Origin of the sequence: Alkalimonas collagenimarina (assembly GCF_030717845.1) — a bacterium.
Lineage (GTDB): Bacteria > Pseudomonadota > Gammaproteobacteria > Enterobacterales > Alteromonadaceae > Alkalimonas > Alkalimonas collagenimarina.
In genome coordinates this window covers 17495-36194 of record NZ_JAUZVZ010000005.1, presented here as the reverse complement: position 1 = coordinate 36194, position 18700 = coordinate 17495, and the positions used below count along the sequence as shown (strand labels likewise).

Genomic DNA, 18700 nt, shown 5'->3' with positions numbered 1-18700 from the left:
GAACGATCAGGTCGTGCTAACTCGTCTTACGTTGTAAACAAAACAACGCCATCACTTCCAGGTGCCGGGTATGCGGAAACATCTCAATGGCTTTAATCTGAGTCAACACATAGCCTTGTGCCAGTAACTTCACCGCATCCCGAGCCAAGGTTTCTGGGTTGCAAGATACATAGAGCACGCGCTCTGCACCCAATGCTCCCAGTTGCTCAATAGCACCTTCAGCCCCGGCGCGCGCCGGATCCAATACAATTTTATGATAGTGCTGCTGATTCCAACTGGCCTTTGGCCACGGCAAATGCAAATCAGCCTGCACAAAGTCGACATCAATAAGACCACTGAGCTTAGCATTGGTTGCAGCACGCTGCACCATCCGCTCCAGTCCTTCAACACCAACCACGTGCGCTGCTTTTTGCGCCAAGGGCAAACTGAAATTTCCTATACCGCAATAAAGATCCAGCACCCGATCCTGCGGTTGAATATCGAGCCAGTCAAGTGCTGTATTAACCATGGCTTGATTGACCACAGCATTGACTTGAATAAAGTCGTCGGGAGCAAATTGCAGCTTCAGCTGTTGGTCTGGCAATGTATACGCCATGGCTGAGTCATTGGACCCTTGGTTCGACTGAGCATTCGCCTGAACACCGTTTTGCCATGCGATAAACTGCCCCGTTTCCGCTTCACCCAACCAATAAGCCTCAGGCCAACAAGCCACCAGTTGTTCAATATCTTCAGGAGGTAAGGCTTCAGTATGTCGCACCACAATAAATGCGAGGCCATCCGCATCAATCACGTCTAAATGAGTAATAAAGCGGCCTTGTCGCAATTGCTTTAACACCGGAGTGACTCGATTGAATACCGGCCGGATCGCAGGGCTAAGCACCAGACAATCCTGCACAGATTGGATGCGAAAATCACCTTGTTGCCGAAATCCGAGTTGGAATTGACGCCGGCTTTGTTGGTACCACACTCCCAAACGAGCCTTCCGACGGTAGCCTTCACTCGGGCTTTCTATCGCCGGCAACCAAGGCAATTCATCCATCTGTAACTGATGTTTGAGTAATTGATCAACCGCTTGCTGCTTCCAGATTAATTGCTGAGCTGGCGCTGCTTGCTGCAACTGACAACCGCCACAGTCGTCAAAATGCGCACATGGTGGTTGCTGCCTATATACCGAAGGGGTCAAAATAGTGGTGAGCGTCGCTTTGGCGAAAGACTTTTTACTATCGCTGAGCTGTATCTGCACCACCTCTTGCGGTAGAGCCCCGGGAACAAAAAGAATTCGCCCCCGATCGCGTGCCATGCCTTGACCGAGATGGTCCAACGCGGTGATCTCCACTTTTAGCTGGCGCTTGGCGTTTGTTTTACGTTTCGTTTGATAGATGATCGCCATAGCGATGGTACCCTTATAGGCATTTAAGTACGGTTGTGTCATGATAGCTTATTGAATCTCGTATTGTAGCAAGCCACTTACGCCATGACGACTATTGCGCTTCAACATCGCATTTTACTGCTGACTATAGCCCCCGCTTTGGCGATCAGCATTTTACTCGGCTGGTATTTCAGTCAAGCCAGAACTCAGGATGTACAAAGTTATCTGGAACAGCAAGCCAGTAACATTGCCGAGCCACTGGCACTAGCCAGCCAGCAAGCCATGGCAGACCAAAACTATCCATTGGTCAATCGGCTACTGGACCTGAGCCACCGAAAGAACTCGCCATTAGTTAAAAGCATTGCCGTCTTTACGCCCGATCATCGTTTAATCACCACCAGCAACCATCATCCAACCATCGAGTTACTGCAGCACCAAACGCCCACCTCGGCCATGCAGCATACCGAGCTGCAACGATTAAGAGACTGGTTAATCATCCGCACACCGATATGGCAGGAGTCCGCTGCAACCGATAATTCAGAGTTGTTGGGTTACCTAAGCGTCCAGCTGCAACGTGACTCAATCAAAATGGCTCGCCAAAGCTCGTGGCTGTCATCCGCTGGCGCCGTGCTGATCGCTCTGCTGTTTAGCGCCATCGCCGGTTGGTTGGCCAGTCGCTACATCAGCCGCCCTATTGAAGCCATGCTCTCGTTGTTGCAACAACACAAGCATCTATTACCCGATGATACGGCGGCACTTAAAAACCCTAATGAACTACAGCGGTTGCAACAAGGCTTGCAAGCCTTACTGCATTATTGTCAGGGCCTGCAAGATGAGATGCAGCAACAAGTGGAGCAAGTGACGGCTGATCTGGAACAAAGCATGGAGCAGCTTGAAGTGCAGAGCATTGAGCTGGAGCTTGGCCGTCGCAAAGCGATTGAGGAAAACCGGCAGAAAACCGAGTTTTTGGCAAAAATGAGTCACGAGCTTCGCACACCATTGAATGGCGTGCTTGGTTTTACCCGCCAGCTGCTGAAAACACAACTGAGCGCCAGCCAGTTTGATTATCTGCAAACCATCCAAAAATCAGCCAATAGCTTACTCACACTGGTCAATGATGTACTCGATTTTGCCCGCTTAGAAGAAGGGCGCATGCCACTCAATCCACAACCGATGTCATTGCGTGAACTGCTGGATGATGCGCTGGAGTTGTTAGCCGCCCAAGCCTTTGAAAAGCAGTTAGAGTTAGCACTCATTATTGATCCCAGTTGTCCGGATGATGTGGTGGTTGATACGACCCGATTGACACAAATTTTAATGAATATTGCTGGCAATGCCATTAAGTTTACCGAACGTGGCAGTGTAGTGATCCGGGTTCGAGCCAGCATCCTCAGTCAACAACAGTTATCGTTGCACTTCTCTGTGCAAGATACCGGCATCGGCCTGTCAGAAGCGCAGCAACAAGGGCTATTCCATGGATCGAGCCATGGTCAATCCAGCGATGGCCACAACATAGGTGCTGGCCTTGGCCTGATGATTTCACAAAAGTTGGTGCATGCCATGGCTGGCACTATTGGAGTCGATAGCCAACCGGACCAAGGCGCCAATTTCTGGTTCACTCTGGAGTGCAAACGCCATCCGAGTACAGTATCAGAACCCTTGCCCTTAACGGTTCTGGATGGCAAAAGCGTGCTATTTTTCGAGCCGCAGCAGTACTCACGTGAAGCCAGCCTCAATCTGCTGCATAGCTGGGGGCTGAATGTGACCCCTTGCGCGACTCAGGCTCAGCTGCAACAAGCACTAGCCCGGGATCAATCCTACGATATGGCATTATTGGGTCGAACCTTATCGTTGCACCAACTGAACCAAATTCAGGAATTAGTGCAACGCGTCAAACCTCATGTCGGCAAGTGCTATTTACTGGTCAATACCTTATCCCCCCATATGCGTGAAGCCATTCAGCTGTCTGGCGCCGATGCCTGTTTATCTAAACCAGTGCATCATCGTAAATTAGCCATGGTGCTCGCCCAGCCTTATCTGCAATCCGACCAAACCAGCGCCCAAGAGTTGGTGTCTCCCAAAGCCAACCTTCGCGTACTGGTGGTTGATGACAATGATGCGAATTTAAAGTTGATCCATACCTTGCTGGCGGAGTTAGTCACCTCCGTCGATAGCGCCGTCAATGGTGCCGAAGCTTGGCATAAAACGACTCAACACCTGTACGATATGATTTTTATGGATATCAACATGCCGGTCATGGATGGGGTGGCCGCTTGCAAAAAGATACAGCTGAGTTCGCTGAACGAACAAACACCAATCATTGCAGTAACCGCACATGCAGTTGAGGGAGAACGTGAGCGTCTGCTTAAACTGGGCTTTGCCGATTTTTTGAGTAAACCTCTGGATGAGCATATGCTGCAATTGACCTTGCAGGAACACCAGCAACATAGCGTATCGAATCAGGATCAAAGCAGTACCCCCATTGTCCCTATCAGTAGCTACATTGATTGGTCCTTGTCGTTGCAACGGGCAGGAGGCAAAGCAGGGCTGGCACTCGACATGTTGCATATGCTTTGTACCTCCTTGCCAGAGTCCTACCACTTAATCCAGCAAGCCTGGCAGCAACAGGATGCAGAGACTTTGCTGCAGCATGTGCATAAATTGCATGGTGCAACCTGCTATAGTGGGGTCCCCCAGTTGAAGCAGCTCACCGAGCAACTGGAAACTCAGCTGAAAAAGGGCGAGCCACTCAGTCAGTTAGAACCTGAAATGCTAGAGTTGTCAGATGTGGTAGAAGGGTTGTTGCTGGATGTAGCGGATGTCGATTGGCATACGGTGCTCGCCTCAGCCAACTAAGTCTGGCTTATATAGACTCGAGTAAACTTAGCCAGACTCGAGTACCACGGTGGCACAAGCATAGTCTTGCTCATCACTGATAGTTAGCCAGCATCGTGTCACCCCGCGCTGCTCAAGCAATTGCTGGCTATAGCCAGTGCACACCAATAAGGGCGCTCCAAATTCATCGTGATCAATGTGCATTTGCTGCCAGGACACGCCGCGGCCAATCCCAGTCCCTAATGCTTTCGCTGCGGCTTCTTTGGCGGCAAAGCGCTTGGCCAGAAAGCGAGCTGGCTGGGCATGAGCCAGAAATACCAGCAGTTCATCGGCTGTCAGTACCCGCTCAGCCAAGGTCGGACTGCGCGCTAAGCTGCGCTCAATCCGGCTGATCTGAACAATATCGGTACCAAGTCCGGCAATCGCCATGTTAGCGCCGTGCCTGCAACATTAATTGCTTCATATCGGCCACCGCTGCATGCAAACCAGAGAACACCGCTCGTGCCACTATGGCATGGCCAATATTCAGTTCATACATTTCAGGGATGGCGGCAATCGGCTGCACATTATGGTAATGCAAGCCATGGCCCGCATTGACGATTAACCCTTTGCTACTAGCATAACGGGCAGCCTGTTGGATCCGCTCTAACTCCTGCGCTTGTTGCGCTCCTGAAGTCTCGGCATAGCGTCCGGTATGCAATTCAATATAAGGAGCCCCGGCGGCAACTACAGCGTCAATTTGCGCCTGATCAGGATCAATAAATAGCGACACCAGAATATTGGCATCAGCTAAACGCTGACAGGCAGAGCGAATTTTATCCAGTTGCCCGGCAACATCCAAGCCACCTTCGGTGGTTAGCTCTTCGCGTTTTTCCGGCACCAGACAGCAAAAATGTGGCTTTACATCCAGCGCAATCGCCAGCATCTCTTCCGTCACCGCCATTTCAAAGTTCAATCGAGTACTAATGGTTTGGCTCAGTAGATAAACATCGCGGTCGACAATGTGGCGGCGATCCTCGCGTAAATGCACGGTGATACCATCGGCTCCGGCCTGTTCAGCGACCAAAGCGGCATGCACTGGCTCCGGGTAATTGGTACCACGCGCCTGCCGTAAAGTAGCCACATGATCAATATTCACACCTAAATGAAGTGCTGACATAACGAACTCCTCTGAGTTAATGACCGCGCTGTTGAAACAAGGCCCGACTGGCCAATGGTTTGGTGCCCAGCCAGGGCTGAAGAAAAGCACGGCTCATTTGTTTGGCTGCGCGACGGCAAGACACTGAGCCCCAGTCACCGGCACCCACTTGTTGAATCAGTGATCCAGACCAACCTTGCGGACTGACTATCCAGCCCAGATCATGCTGCCATTGATAGAACAACTCTGGCTGCAGCGGCTGCGCGCTGGCATCTGAATCCCAGTTGATTGGCTGGCCCAGCTCCGTTAATAAGGCAAGCTCAAACTGCCGCAAGGCTATTTCTATCGCGTCAACCTGCTGCCCTGCTAAGGCCAATCGATGCAAACACCGTTCGTACAGGGCATATAAATCATCGCTGGCCAGATTATCTGGCCAGACACGACACAGCAGCTCATTGAGGTACAAGCCACTGTATAAACTGGTACCTTGCAATAACAGCGCAGGCCCCTGCTCTTCCAGTTTTCGAATGCTCTTTAGCTCGGCTTGTCCGGTTAGTTGCAGCAGTATGGCTTGAAAAGGCTGCAAGCTACTACGCTGCTTGCCGGTGTTTTTACGTGCCACCGCCGACAACCGACCATGCTCTGGTAACAGCAACTGCAAAATGACCTTATGTTCGGCCAGTGGCCGACTATGCAGGATATAAGCCGATAACCAGCTGTCGCTGCGGTTACTGGTCGCCATACCCCAGACTTCGCAACGCGCGTTCATCATCCGCCCAACCGGATTTAACTTTGACCCACACTTGCAGAAACACTTGCTGTTCCAGCAATCGCTCTAAATCTTTACGGGCCTCGGTAGCAATGGTTTTCACGCGCTCTCCCTTGTTGCCAATCACCATTCGCTTCTGAGTTTCCCGCTCTACCAATACCAAAGCCGCAATGTGGTACAGTTTGTCTTCCCATTTAAAGCGTTCAATCTCAACAGTCACCGAATAAGGTAACTCATCGCCGAGAAAACGCATCAGCTTTTCACGGACAATTTCTGCTGCCATAAAGCGCATCGAGCGATCGGTAATGTAATCATCAGGAAAGAAAAACTCGCACTCAGGCAACCGCTTTTGTACCAAGGCTTTTAAATTCGCCACATTGTTGCCAGTTTTCGCAGACAGTGGCACCACTTCGATGAAATCCAGTTGCTGACCCAGCCATTGCAAATGCGGCAATAAACTATTTTTATCTTGATAATGGTCTACTTTATTCACCGCCAAAATCACTGGCTTTTTCGCGGCGATAAGACGGTTCAATACCATCTGGTCATCGTCAGTCCAGCGGGTGCCCTCGACCACAAAAATCACCAGCTCTACATCGAGTATCGAACTGGCTGCGGCTCGGTTCATTAAGCGATTAATGGCTCGTTTCTCTTCAATATGCAAGCCGGGAGTATCGACATACACCGTCTGGTACTGGCCCTGAGTATCAATCCCCAGAATACGGTGCCGGGTGGTTTGTGGTTTTTTCGAGGTAATGCTAACTTTCTGGCCAATCAATTGGTTCAGCAAGGTCGACTTGCCGACATTGGGTCGGCCAACAATCGCTACCAGGCCGGCATAGGTCACAGCATTCGCGGTTTCAATGTTCATTTTGAATGTATTCCAGCATTTTGTGCGCAGCGTCTTGCTCTGCTTTGCGACGCGAACTGCCTGTTGCTTCGACCGGCTCATGCCCTTCGATACGACAACTGACGGTAAACTCTTGATTATGAGCTTCACCTTCGGTGGTTTCTACCACATACACCGGCAAAGCCAGGCGGCGACCTTGCAGGTACTCTTGCAAACGCGTTTTCGAATCTTTCTGCTGCTGTGGTGTAATAGACGCCAAACGGCTATCAAACCAGTGCAGAATGCGGGCTTTGCATTGATCCATACCAACATCTAAATAAATGGCACCTAAGATCGCTTCAAAGGCATCTGCCAATATCGACTCACGACGATGACCGCCACTTTTCATCTCACCGGGGCCAAGACGCAAATAATCGGCAATCGATAACTCACCAGCGATCTCAGCCAAGGTCACCCCTTTCACCAAACTAGCGCGCATTCGAGTCAATTCACCCTCTTTGGCATTCGGAAACAACTGAAACAAGGCTTCAGCAATTACCACACTTAAAATGGCATCGCCTAAAAACTCCAGGCGCTCATTGTGGCGTCCTTTGCAGCTGCGGTGTGTTAACGCCTGCTGCAGCAGTTCAGGGTTGTTAAACTGATAACCAAGGATCGACATTAAACGGGATAGCGGATTCACAACTTGACTCATTAATGAAGACGTCCTAAACGGTTAAAGCGAACACCGACAGGGATCCAGCGCGGCAACACCCGATCCGGGTTGTCGCTAAACTCAAAGCTCATCCAGATAAAAACAGCCTTACCAACCATCAAGTCTTCTTCGACAAAGCCCCAGAAACGACTATCCCGGCTGTTATCACGATTATCGCCAACAGCGAAATAATGTCCTTCCGGCACAATCCACTCATCAATAGCGGTAGTCGCCTGACGGTAGTAACTTTGCTTTTGCTCCGGTACCTGCGGCGTAATTAAAATATCGTACTGCTTGTCACCAAACTGCTCTGTGTAACGGCGTTGTGGTAGCCCTTGCTGAGTGAACTCACCGTCTGATGTAAAACTATAACGGACTTGCTCCAGCCCCGGGCAATTGCCTTGCTGCTCTGCCGGGCAGGCTTTTTCGATAAAAAACTGCTTATCGCGATAAATAATCCGATCACCCGGCAAGCCAATAATGCGCTTAATGTAATCCAGAGTCGGCTGCTCAGGGTATTTAAACACGGCAATATCGCCGTGCTGAGGCGTGTTATTGCGGTACAGTGTTTTGCGAAATACCGGGTCTTTGACATCATAGGCAAACTTTTGTACCAAGATAAAATCTCCCACCAGCAAGGTAGGCATCATCGAACCTGAAGGGATTTGAAACGGCTCAAACAAGAAAGAGCGCAGCACCGTAATGATAGCAAGGATAGGAAAGATAGAGCGGGCCGTTTCTGCCAACCAGGGCTCTTTCGTCAGCTGTTCAATGGTTTCTTCCGGCAACTTACCACCCGCTGCTGCCACTGCGTCTTCAACCTGCTGTCGCCGCTTTGGAGCAAACAAACGAGCATCGAGCAGCCATATCAAGCCACTAGCCAGCGTAAACATCACCAAAAAAATTGCAAAATATCCTGCCATTCGACCAAGCCCTTCGGTTATTTATCCATCCGTAATACAGCAAGAAACGCTTCTTGTGGCACTTCAACATTGCCGACCTGCTTCATACGTTTCTTACCATCTTTTTGTTTTTGTAATAGCTTTTTCTTACGGCTGACATCACCACCATAACATTTGGCGAGAACGTTCTTGCGCAATTGTTTAACAGTGGTTCTGGCAATAATGTGATTGCCGATCGCCGCCTGAATGGCAATATCAAACATCTGACGTGGGATCAGCTCTTTCAATTTATCCGCCAGCATACGGCCACGGTTCTGGGCAAAATCACGGTGACAAATCATTGCCAATGCATCGACCCGCTCACCGTTGATCATCACATCAACCCGCACCATATCGGCTTCCTGGAAGCGAATAAAGCTGTAATCCAGTGAGGCATAACCACGGCTGGTCGACTTTAAACGATCGAAGAAATCCATCACTACTTCGGCCATAGGCAGTTCATACACCAGAGCGACCTGGCGCCCATGATACGTCATATTGACTTGAGTACCCCGTTTTTCGATACAGAGTGTAATGACGTTACCCACGTATTCTTGTGGCACCAAAATATGGGCTTCAACAATCGGCTCACGGATCTCCAGAATATCGTTGACGGCTGGCAGGCTGCTTGGGTTATCAACCATCACCGTATCACCTGACTTGGTTTCCACTTCATAGATAACGGTTGGCGCCGTGGTGATTAAATCCAGATCGTATTCACGCTCCAATCGTTCTTGAATGATTTCCATATGCAACATGCCAAGGAAACCAATGCGAAAACCAAAGCCGAGTGCGCCTGAACTTTCTGGCTCATAAAACAGTGAGGAGTCGTTCAAGCTTAATTTAGCAAGCGCATCACGAAAATCTTCGTACGCATCTGAGGAAATGGGAAAGACCCCGGCATACACCTGAGGCTTCACGCGCTTAAAGCCCGGTAAAGGAGCTGCCGCCGAATTTTTTCCTAAGGTTAAAGTATCACCGACAGGTGCACCTTTAACCTCTTTAATACCCGCGATAATAAAGCCTACTTCGCCTGTTTTTAAAATGCCAGTGTCGGTCGCTTTCGGACTAAACAGGCCAACTTTATCAACTTCGTACACCTGCCCGGTCGACATCACTTTAATTTTGTCTTTTTTCTGGATTTGACCATGTTTCATGCGAACCAGCGACACGACGCCCTGATAAGGGTCGAACCAGGAATCAATAATGAGTGCCTGCGTCGGTGCATCTGGATCACCTTCTGGCGGTGGGATTTTTTTCACGATGGCTTCCAGCACATCTTCGATACCAAGGCCGGTTTTGGCAGAACATTGCACCGCATCGACTGCTTCGATACCAATAATATCTTCAACTTCAGCGCTGACACGATCAGGATCAGCTTGAGGTAAGTCTATTTTATTCAGTACCGTTAAGACTTCCAGATCCATTTCAATGGCGGTGTAACAGTTGGCCACGGTTTGCGCTTCAACGCCCTGGCCCGCATCCACCACCAACAATGCCCCTTCGCAAGCCGCTAACGAACGACTTACTTCATAGCTGAAATCAACATGGCCCGGCGTATCAATGAAGTTCAGCTGATAAGTTTCACCGTCTTTCGCCTTGTAATGCAAGGTGACGCTTTGCGCTTTGATGGTGATACCGCGCTCACGTTCCAGATCCATCGAGTCCAGTACTTGCTGCTGCATTTCGCGATCAGACAAGCCGCCGCAAAACTGGATCAAACGATCGGATAGAGTTGATTTCCCATGATCGATATGGGCAATAATTGAGAAGTTACGTATATGGCTGATTTTTGGCATAATATCTTAAGTAGTTAGCACACTGCTTTTATGTCCGGTCTGAGGCAACTCCACTGAGGCTTCACCACCGGACGGCATCCAGAGAATATCGGCGAATTGTACTCGATCCTGACTCTGGTGGCTATGTGTTCTTCATCAAGCAGGCAGGTTCTGCACCGACAGTTCGGGTAAGATTTCGAGCAGCACAACGGCATCGCGCTCTTGGCGTGGTGCCAACTGACGAGCCAACCAGAAGCCCAGCCATAACGACGCACCAGCCAGTGCAATCAGCAGTAACTCATTCACAGCAGGCCACCACCAACTCACCAGCAACAGCGACACGATCATCAACAATAAAGGCATCAGATAGAGACTGAACGCAGCCACTACAATACGTTGCTCGGTGGTACCGATACGAACTTGTTGGCCAGGAAGTAAAGCCTCGCTGGTTGGGAGAAAAAAGGTACTGCGCCGTGGTGTCATGGTTTTTGCAATGATCCCGGTACCGCAATCATCGCTGGCGTGACAAGACTGGCAGGTGGTGACGGGTCGGGTACTCAACCAGACACCATCTTGTTGTGCTTTGGTGACGGTGGCGATTTGTTCAATCATAACGCACAGCGTCTGCTATTTGTTGGGCAATATCCAGGGTTACAGGGCCAATAACGGTGATATCAATCTGCTCATTCGATTGTACATAGATGGTGGTCGCACCATCGCGATAGGCCTGTGCGGGCACCTGATTCGAGCGTTGAACAAATACCGATACTTGATGCAGCCCATCGGTCAACAACCAATAATTTAGCAATGGCGAACCAAGCCGGGGGATAAAATAAGGATCATCCACTTTACGAAAGCCAGAGGGTAACCATGCTAGCTGATAATCGGAGACCAACTCAGGGTTATCTGGCCGCTGCAGCCGACGCATATCAGGTACTGGTAACTTCATATCCAACACACCCTGCAATGGTTCAGGTAAGGTTGACGTCAATAAAAAGTGAGTGACCTGCCAGCGCTCTAACACCTGCTGATTTTCAGAGACCGTATCAATACGAATGGGAAAACCAGTTTCCACATCGAGCCATAACCAGTAATTGAGTCGTCCGGGATGAAATGCCGTCAGTCGTAGTAATTGCGCAGAGCGGCCGCCAACCTGACTAACACTGCCAGAAACCGGATCGTACAATTGGCTCAGGTCATCGATGGACTTATAAAATAAGGCGGGTAACTCTTTGATAAAGGGACTTAACGTCACTAACGCCGGCTTATCGGGGGTAAAGTAATAGACAATGTTGTCTTGCCGAAGAATATCCACACCATCGGCATCTAGCGGGATCAATTGCTCGAGTTGTTGTGTATCAGTCAGGCCGTGCAACCAGCGAAAGCTGGTGACCTGATCACCTTTAAACACAACATAAGACACATCAAAGTTTTTATTTTGAACCGCCTGCTGGCTATGTTCAAAAGCTTGCCAGCCTTTGCGTTCAGCCCAGCTAGCAGCACTGAAAAACAAAGAAACGCTGACAACAACCAGCCAAAACCATCGCATCAAAGTTGTCCGTCTGGCTCCTGATCATCGCGAGTTTCAGGACGTTGTTCAGACATAATTTGCGCCTGATCCAGTACCCGAACTTGTTGATGATGAGCGTTTAATAATTCTTGCAACCGCGTTTGCTGTTCCAGCATTGCTTGTTGAGCTTGCTGCTCAAAACGCGAGTCAACCGAGGTTTGGCTCAAACTAACCGGAGAGGCAAAGCCTGCCACCGGACGCGTTTGCAAGACTGGCAGTGGTGACATTAAATCCTGAGCACCTGGCTGTTGGTAATGTTGCACCCCGACCACTGCCATCAAGGCGACGCCCGCTGCAATAGCAGTTTGAGCCGAGGGTTTGAACCAATCGCTATTCGCTGCACGCTGCGCACCTAGCTTGATACGTTGCATAAACGTATGACTGGATTGCAACTGATGAATGGGTTCTTGTGCCAACTTCGCGGCAAACTGCTCGGCAAAATCAGTGTGCAATTGCTTCGGCAACTCCTGACGGATCGCTGAACCAATCATGTGGTAGCGCTCAAAGCGATGCTGCAGATCCTGATCCTGCAGCAAGGCGTCCAAGTGCTCATTGCTAAGTCCTTGTTCATCGATTGCGGCTGAGAGCCAATCCTGTTTTTTTGACGGCATAGTCATTCCTGTCATTCACTCATGCTTAGCTTAGCAAAGGTTTAAGCTGTAAGTCTATGGCTTCGCGAGCTCGAAAAATTCGGCTTCGCACCGTACCAATGGGACAAGCCATCACATCGGCAATTTCTTCATAACTCAAACCATCCAATTCTCTTAAAGTAATGGCGGTTTTCAATTCATCAGGCAGATTTTCAATAGTATCAAACACCATCTGCCGGATTTCATCCGAAAGTAATAAACGCTCTGGCGAATCGTGCTCTTTTAATGCATCGCTACCGTCAAAATAATCGGCATCATCCGCATCTACATCGCTGGCTGGCGGTTTACGTGATGAAGCCACTAAATAATTTTTAGCACTATTCACCGCAATCCGGTACAGCCAGGTATAAAAAGCACTGTCACCGCGAAAACCTGGTAACGCACGATAAGCTTTAATAAAGGCCTCTTGCGCTACATCCGCGACGTCTCCGTGGTTAGAGACATAACGCGAGATTAAGTTCGTGATCCGGTGCTGATATTTTTTTACCAGCAAATTGAAGGCAGCTTGATCACCTTGCTGCACACGCTGGACAATTTGCCAATCCAATTCTTGCTCGCTCATCCGAGCTTTTCCCCTGTAACCCATTCTACTACTTAATTTTTTTGTAACTGGCGTTCGTCTTGCGTCATCATTAGGACAAAAGCTGTCATAAATAGTTCTGCCGACCGCCGGAAAAAGTTACAATAACCGTATGGCATCGCTTCTTCGGTGCGAATGCAACCAGAGTGCAGTGTATCTTATGACGCTACAAAAAGAATATCTTTGTGATGTATTAATTATAGGCAGCGGTGCGGCCGGTTTATCCATGGCCTTGCAATTAGCCGATCATGCCAAGGTGATGGTACTAAGCAAAGGCGCCTTGCGTGAAGGCTCAACCTTATACGCTCAGGGCGGCATTGCTGCCGTATTTGACGAAAATGACAGCATTGCCTCGCATGTCAATGACACCTTAATCGCCGGTGCCGGCTTGTGTGATGAAACCGCAGTGCAGTACACCGCTGAACATGCCCGTGAAGCCATGCAATGGCTCATCCAGCAAGGCGTACCTTTTGATCAGTATCAGGATCAGGACGGCAGCATGAAGTATCACCTCACTCGCGAAGGCGGCCATAGCCACCGACGCATTCTGCATGCAGCCGATGCCACCGGCCAAGCGGTGCAAATTACACTGGTTGATCAAGTCAAGCGCCATCCAAACATCCAATTGCTTGAACACTACAATGCCATTGATTTAATTTCAGCTGCTGATAAAAAACGCTGCCATGGTGCCTATATCTGGAACCAACAGCAGCGCCGGGTTGAAGTGGTCAGCGCTCGTTTTGTCGCCTTGGCAACCGGTGGTGCCAGTAAAGTATACCTGTACACCAGCAATCCTGATGTTGCCAGTGGCGATGGCATTGCCATGGCCTGGCGGGCAGGCTGTCGGGTCGCCAACATGGAGTTTAATCAATTCCACCCCACCAGCCTGTATCACCCGGATGCGCCAAACTTTTTAATCACCGAGGCCATGCGCGGCGAAGGTGCCTATTTAAAACGTCCGGATGGCAGCCGCTTTATGCCGGATTTTGACGAACGAGCCGAACTGGCTCCGCGCGATATTGTCGCCCGGGCCATTGATTACGAAATGAAACGACTTGGCGCCAACTGCGTCTATCTTGATATCAGCCATCAAGACCACGACTTTATACTCGAGCACTTTCCCACTATCTACGCCAAATGCCTCAGTGTAGGGCTTGATATCACCAAAGAGCCGATCCCTGTGGTACCTGCTGCGCATTATACCTGCGGCGGCGTAATGGTGAACCTGAATAGCCAAACCGATATTGCCAACCTGTATGCGGTTGGTGAAGTCGCCTACACCGGCTTGCATGGTGCCAATCGCATGGCCAGCAACTCTTTATTAGAATGTGTGGTGTTTGCCCAAGCCGCAGCACGACATATTCTCAGTGAACTGCCCCATGCTCCGATGCCGCCTCCATTGCCACAGTGGGATGAAAGCCGGGTCAGTGATTCCGATGAAGAGATTGTCATTACACATAACTGGCATGAGTTGCGACTATTTATGTGGGATTACGTCGGCATCGTGCGTACCGATAAGCGCTTGCAGCGTGCATTGCATCGAGCGGAACTGTTGCAGCAGGAAATTCATGAATACTACAGCCACTTTAAAGTGAGCAATAACCTGCTTGAACTACGAAATTTGGTGATGGTTGCAGAGCTGATTATTCGTAGTGCCATGCAGCGTAAAGAAAGCCGAGGCTTGCACTACAACCTGGATTACCCGAATGCCCTGCCGGATAGTACTCCGACCATCTTAAACCCGGCTAGCCTGATTCAGCAGTAATTGGCGTTGACGAATGCTGCGAGCAATCGCACGAAAGTCGTCATCGCTGCATTGATCGGCGAACAGCCAGCGCTGTTGCATCTGCCCACGGGGGTACACGCGGCTGGGTGCAGTTCGCCAGTGCAATCGAATCGCCCATTCCAACACCAAACTGTCGGCTTGCAACTGGCCAGCTGGCGTATCGCCCTGAAGCCACCTGAGTTCCCCCTGCTCTCCAATCAATAAAGACTGACTGATTTGCCGTTCACTCCATTGCTGCCACCAAAAACAGGCAAATAATGCCAACAGCACCAGATAGCTCCACAGCCATAGACCAGACGATGGCAACAATAGCGCTAAGCTTACCGCCAACAACAAAGGGGCGATCAACAAATACCGTCGCCAACGTGATGGCCAAATGGCGACACTAGACTCGAACACGATCCAGTATTACCGCAACCAAGCGTTGCAAGTCGGTATCCTCAGAGCGAGCATGTCCCATAAACCAGGAGAATAAATCAGGATCATCACAAGCCAGCAAGCGCTCGAAATGAAATTTATCTGCATCGGGTAGCGCGTCATAGCCCTCTTCAACAAAGGGAGCCAATAACACATCCAGTTCCAACATGCCGCGACGGCAAGCCCAGCGAAGCCGGGGTTTGGGCATAAGTTCAGACATTAACCGATCCTTTTTTTATCAGGCTGATTTTAGCCACTATACTAACAAAAAAACCATTCAGGGGTTGAGCTTTTCGTCTTGATCCCCAATGATCACTATACAGTTCATTATTGATACGAAGCGCCTATGCAATCGAGTTGGATCCAAGCTGAACAGTTAGCTCATTTATCAAATCAGGTCGATGCTGCATTTATTGCACCCTTACCAAGCTTTGATGTGCTTCGCGTGCATGGCCCCGATGCAGAAAAGTATCTGCAAAGCCAAACCACCTGCGATATCAATACGCTCACCGAAAGCAATTACCTGCGTGGCGCGCACTGCGACGCCAAAGGAAAAATGTGGTCGGTATTTCACTTATGGCAGACAGAACCAAATGATCTCTGTGTGCTGGCGTATCGTGATGAATTGAATGCTTCCATGGCCGAATGGAAAAAATTTGGCGTCTTCTCCAAAGTGAGCTTTGAGCCCTGCCAACAACAATTAGCCGTATTCGGCCTTGGCGGCCCGGTAGAAGCACTAACCAAACTACTGCACACACTCGGTTTTACACACCCATTGTCTAAGGGCCAGCGCGCGACGCATCAACAAGACCAGCTGCTTTGTTTAACGGAGCAGCATTGCCTTTTGATCACTTCGCATGCACGGGCACACCAATTGATGGCACAAACTGAGCTGCCTTTCGCAGCGCCCACGCGCTGGTTACAAGCACATATCCAACAAGGCTTGTGCTATCTGGAGCAAGAAACCATTGGTCAATATGTACCACAAATGCTGAACTTGCAGGCCCAGCACGCTATCAGCTTTGACAAAGGCTGCTATCTGGGGCAAGAAATGGTCGCCCGCATGAAGTATCTGGGCAAAAACAAACGTGCTGCTTATATTCTACAGGCAGACTCAAGCAGCACACCGCTAGCAGGCTCGGATATAGAGATGCAGCTAGACACCAACTGGCGCCGGGCTGGCCAGATCATTAACGCAGTCAACGTTAATCAGCAACTTTGGCTGATTGCGGTACTGCCCAATGATGTAACTCCTGACACTCGCTTACGGTTGCCGGCAGAACCTGACACTCTGCTGACCATGAAACCGTTGCCATACACCCTTCAATAATTGAGGTCTTCATGTCTATTCAACAAAATAAAGTCGTCGCCATGCACTATAAAGTTACCGATCCACAAGGCACTGAGCTGGATTCATCCTTTGGTGGCGACCCACTGGTCTTTCTGTATGGTCACGGTTCATTAATTCCTGGCTTGGAAAAAGCGCTGGTTGATAAAGCACCGGGGGATACCTTTAATGCCACCATTGCAGCCGCAGAAGCCTATGGTGAACGCCATGACCAATTAATCCAATCGGTTCCCCGTTCCATGTTTGAGAGCATGGATGTTGAAGTAGGCATGCGTTTCCGTGCCGCAGGCCCTGATGGTCAGGAGCATTCCGTTATCATCGTTGAAGTGGGCGAAGAGGAAGTCGTGGTTGATGGCAATCACCCGCTTTCAGGAATCGACTTAACCTTCGATGTTGAAGTGCTGCAGGTACGCGATGCCACCGAGGATGAGATTGCTCATGGCCACGCGCATGGCTTAGATGGTAAAGCCGACCACTAAACTGCGCTGACAAAACACAGAAACAAACACGATCAATGCTTTACAAAGCGTCACGGGCAGTTCTCACAGCAGTAACTGCCCTTTTTTTATTTTTTAACCATACAACATGATGTCACAAAACTTGACAGGCAGCTCAAATCGACTTATTTTCTGTTCTTTTCGCCGCAAATAATTTTGAGTTGTGCAGGTGGTATGAAAGACAGACTCCTAATATCTATATCCAGCATTCATGGTTCACGTCACTACACAGTGGGTAAACTATTGCGTAGGTATTTTACTAGTTTTTTCATACTGTTTCTGCTCCTTAGCGTTGGCACGGTTTTATTTGTCAACTACCTGCTTAATGAAGTTGAGCAGCGTCAGCAGAACCAATTCACCCTAGAGCAGCATGCGGAACAACTGCTGGCGGATATCGCCCAGCTTGAACAACACAAAGCAGGCCTTGAAGATGAATTATCGGTACGGACCGATGAAATCTACATGGCAACCAGTCGCTTGGGTGAAATCGAACAAGCACTTGGCCTTGATCAGGTCTACACGCAGAATCTGGACCAACGCCTGGATACCGCCACTATCAACTCAGCCGTACGCAGTACCATGCTCCATATGATTCCAAGCGGTTCGCCCCTTGAGTTCCGATACCGCTCCTCTCGCTTTGGAAATCGTACGCATCCTATCCATGGCAATCAGCGCCATCATCGTGGCGTTGATCTGGCTGCCAATCGGGGCACTCCCATTTACGCACCCGCTGATGGCGTGGTGGAGTCGGTCCGCCGTAGTGACAGTGGCTATGGTAACTTATTGAAGATTCGCCATGCCTTCGGTTTTGCCACCTTGTACGCGCATCTGCATGAATTTAAAGTTAGCGCAGGTACCTTTGTGGAAAAAGGCCAACTTATCGCAACCGTCGGCAACAGTGGCGCTTCGACAGCTCCTCATCTACATTACGAAGTCCACTTTATCGACCGCGCCATTAACCCGCAGGCATTCATGGACTGGGATGCCACTAATTTTGACCATGTATTCACGCAAGAGAGGAGTATCCAATGGGATTCTTTAGTCAGCCTGCTGGAAACAAAGGTAAGCAATCAGCTGCTACTGTCGTCGCACAAGGCAGCTCCTTCAACGGAAGTTTCCGACTAACCTGCGATATTCATGTCGACGGCTATATGGAAGGCAAGATCAACACGGAAAAAACCTTGATCATCAGCCGCTCAGGACGGGTGAAAGGGGAAATCATCGCCGACAAAGTGGTGATCAATGGTCTGTTTGAAGGTGAGTGCTATGCCAATCATGTGGAAATACTGCCGCATGGTAAAGCACAAGGCGTGATCCACAGCGATGAGCTAAGCATTGAGCGTGGTGGTAACTTTATTGGTGAGAGCCAACATACCACTGAAGAACAGGTTGTGAAACTGCAACAAAAGGACGACAAGTTAAGTCCTAAGCTTACCGAGGCGGCTGAATCAGCTACCACTGCTAAGTCATAATGTTTT

At 49.7% G+C, this 18700-nt stretch carries 20 protein-coding genes; 6 read left to right on the top strand and 14 right to left on the bottom strand.

The window, feature by feature from the left end; genetic code table 11:
* Positions 1-16: 16 nt before the first annotated feature.
* Positions 17-1432 carry a 23S rRNA (uracil(1939)-C(5))-methyltransferase RlmD gene (gene rlmD, locus Q3O60_RS04365; protein WP_305892692.1) on the bottom strand — a complete coding sequence of 472 codons (1416 nt, stop codon included), beginning with the start codon at positions 1430-1432 and terminating at the stop codon, positions 17-19.
* A 42-nt stretch (positions 1433-1474) separates the two neighbouring features.
* On the opposite strand from rlmD, the gene barA reads away from it, so the two are divergent.
* Positions 1475-4225 carry a two-component sensor histidine kinase BarA gene (barA, locus tag Q3O60_RS04360; RefSeq protein ID WP_305892691.1) on the top strand — a complete coding sequence of 917 codons (2751 nt, stop codon included), beginning with the start codon at positions 1475-1477 and terminating at the stop codon, positions 4223-4225.
* A 27-nt stretch (positions 4226-4252) separates the two neighbouring features.
* Here barA and acpS read toward each other — a convergent pair whose 3' ends face one another.
* The 11 genes from acpS to rpoE form a co-directional block, all read right to left on the bottom strand.
* Entirely contained in the window at positions 4253-4633 is a 381-nt protein-coding gene (acpS, locus tag Q3O60_RS04355; protein WP_305892690.1) for a holo-ACP synthase, read from the bottom strand.
* Between the two features lies 1 nt (position 4634).
* On the bottom strand, positions 4635-5363 hold the full coding sequence (gene pdxJ, locus Q3O60_RS04350) for a pyridoxine 5'-phosphate synthase (protein ID WP_305892689.1): 729 nt from the start codon (positions 5361-5363) through the stop codon (positions 4635-4637).
* Between the two features lie 16 nt (positions 5364-5379).
* Entirely contained in the window at positions 5380-6114 is a 735-nt protein-coding gene (gene recO / locus Q3O60_RS04345) for a DNA repair protein RecO (protein WP_305892688.1), read from the bottom strand.
* A complete protein-coding gene (gene era / locus Q3O60_RS04340) occupies positions 6071-6982 on the bottom strand; it encodes a GTPase Era (protein ID WP_305892687.1) in 912 nt (303 codons plus the stop codon). The genes recO and era overlap by 44 nt, the downstream gene beginning before the upstream one ends.
* A complete protein-coding gene (gene rnc, locus Q3O60_RS04335) occupies positions 6972-7655 on the bottom strand; it encodes a ribonuclease III (protein WP_305892686.1) in 684 nt (227 codons plus the stop codon). Before rnc ends, era begins: the two co-directional genes overlap by 11 nt.
* Positions 7655-8578, bottom strand: coding sequence for a signal peptidase I (lepB, locus tag Q3O60_RS04330; RefSeq protein WP_305892685.1), 924 nt, complete (start codon positions 8576-8578; stop codon positions 7655-7657). The genes rnc and lepB overlap by 1 nt, the downstream gene beginning before the upstream one ends.
* Before the next feature lie 17 nt (positions 8579-8595).
* The gene (gene lepA, locus Q3O60_RS04325) at positions 8596-10395 is read right to left on the bottom strand and encodes a translation elongation factor 4 (RefSeq protein ID WP_305892684.1); all 1800 of its coding nucleotides are present in this window, start codon (positions 10393-10395) and stop codon (positions 8596-8598) included.
* Between the two features lie 135 nt (positions 10396-10530).
* Positions 10531-10986 (bottom strand): SoxR reducing system RseC family protein, encoded by a 456-nt coding sequence (locus tag Q3O60_RS04320; RefSeq protein WP_305892683.1) that lies wholly within the window; start codon positions 10984-10986, stop codon positions 10531-10533.
* The gene (locus tag Q3O60_RS04315) at positions 10979-11923 is read right to left on the bottom strand and encodes a MucB/RseB C-terminal domain-containing protein (RefSeq protein ID WP_305892682.1); all 945 of its coding nucleotides are present in this window, start codon (positions 11921-11923) and stop codon (positions 10979-10981) included. The genes Q3O60_RS04320 and Q3O60_RS04315 overlap by 8 nt, the downstream gene beginning before the upstream one ends.
* Positions 11923-12555: a sigma-E factor negative regulatory protein gene (locus Q3O60_RS04310; protein ID WP_305892681.1), complete on the bottom strand. Its 633-nt coding sequence runs from the start codon at positions 12553-12555 to the stop codon at positions 11923-11925. The genes Q3O60_RS04315 and Q3O60_RS04310 overlap by 1 nt, the downstream gene beginning before the upstream one ends.
* Positions 12556-12580: 25 nt before the next feature.
* A complete protein-coding gene (gene rpoE / locus Q3O60_RS04305; protein ID WP_305892680.1) occupies positions 12581-13156 on the bottom strand; it encodes an RNA polymerase sigma factor RpoE in 576 nt (191 codons plus the stop codon).
* A 178-nt stretch (positions 13157-13334) separates the two neighbouring features.
* Between rpoE and nadB the strand changes: the two genes are divergently transcribed.
* Entirely contained in the window at positions 13335-14939 is a 1605-nt protein-coding gene (nadB, locus tag Q3O60_RS04300) for an L-aspartate oxidase (RefSeq protein ID WP_305892679.1), read from the top strand.
* On the opposite strand, the gene Q3O60_RS04295 is transcribed toward nadB, so the two are convergent.
* Together Q3O60_RS04295 and Q3O60_RS04290 are read right to left on the bottom strand one after the other, a co-directional pair.
* Complete coding sequence (locus Q3O60_RS04295; protein WP_305892678.1) at positions 14910-15359, bottom strand: protein YgfX; 450 nt, start codon at positions 15357-15359, stop codon at positions 14910-14912. The two genes, nadB and Q3O60_RS04295, sit on opposite strands and share 30 nt — an antisense overlap.
* Positions 15346-15597 carry an FAD assembly factor SdhE gene (locus tag Q3O60_RS04290; RefSeq protein ID WP_305892677.1) on the bottom strand — a complete coding sequence of 84 codons (252 nt, stop codon included), beginning with the start codon at positions 15595-15597 and terminating at the stop codon, positions 15346-15348. The genes Q3O60_RS04295 and Q3O60_RS04290 overlap by 14 nt, the downstream gene beginning before the upstream one ends.
* 126 nt (positions 15598-15723) lie before the next feature.
* On the opposite strand from Q3O60_RS04290, the gene ygfZ reads away from it, so the two are divergent.
* The 4 genes from ygfZ to Q3O60_RS04270 all read left to right on the top strand — a co-directional run bounded on the left by ygfZ (position 15724) and on the right by Q3O60_RS04270 (position 18694).
* Positions 15724-16707: a tRNA-modifying protein YgfZ gene (gene ygfZ, locus Q3O60_RS04285; protein ID WP_305892676.1), complete on the top strand. Its 984-nt coding sequence runs from the start codon at positions 15724-15726 to the stop codon at positions 16705-16707.
* An 11-nt stretch (positions 16708-16718) separates the two neighbouring features.
* Complete coding sequence (locus Q3O60_RS04280; protein WP_305892675.1) at positions 16719-17204, top strand: FKBP-type peptidyl-prolyl cis-trans isomerase; 486 nt, start codon at positions 16719-16721, stop codon at positions 17202-17204.
* A gap of 261 nt (positions 17205-17465) precedes the next feature.
* Entirely contained in the window at positions 17466-18347 is an 882-nt protein-coding gene (locus tag Q3O60_RS04275; RefSeq protein WP_305892674.1) for a M23 family metallopeptidase, read from the top strand.
* Positions 18251-18694 (top strand): bactofilin family protein, encoded by a 444-nt coding sequence (locus Q3O60_RS04270; protein ID WP_305892673.1) that lies wholly within the window; start codon positions 18251-18253, stop codon positions 18692-18694. Before Q3O60_RS04275 ends, Q3O60_RS04270 begins: the two co-directional genes overlap by 97 nt.
* Positions 18695-18700: the final 6 nt, after the last annotated feature.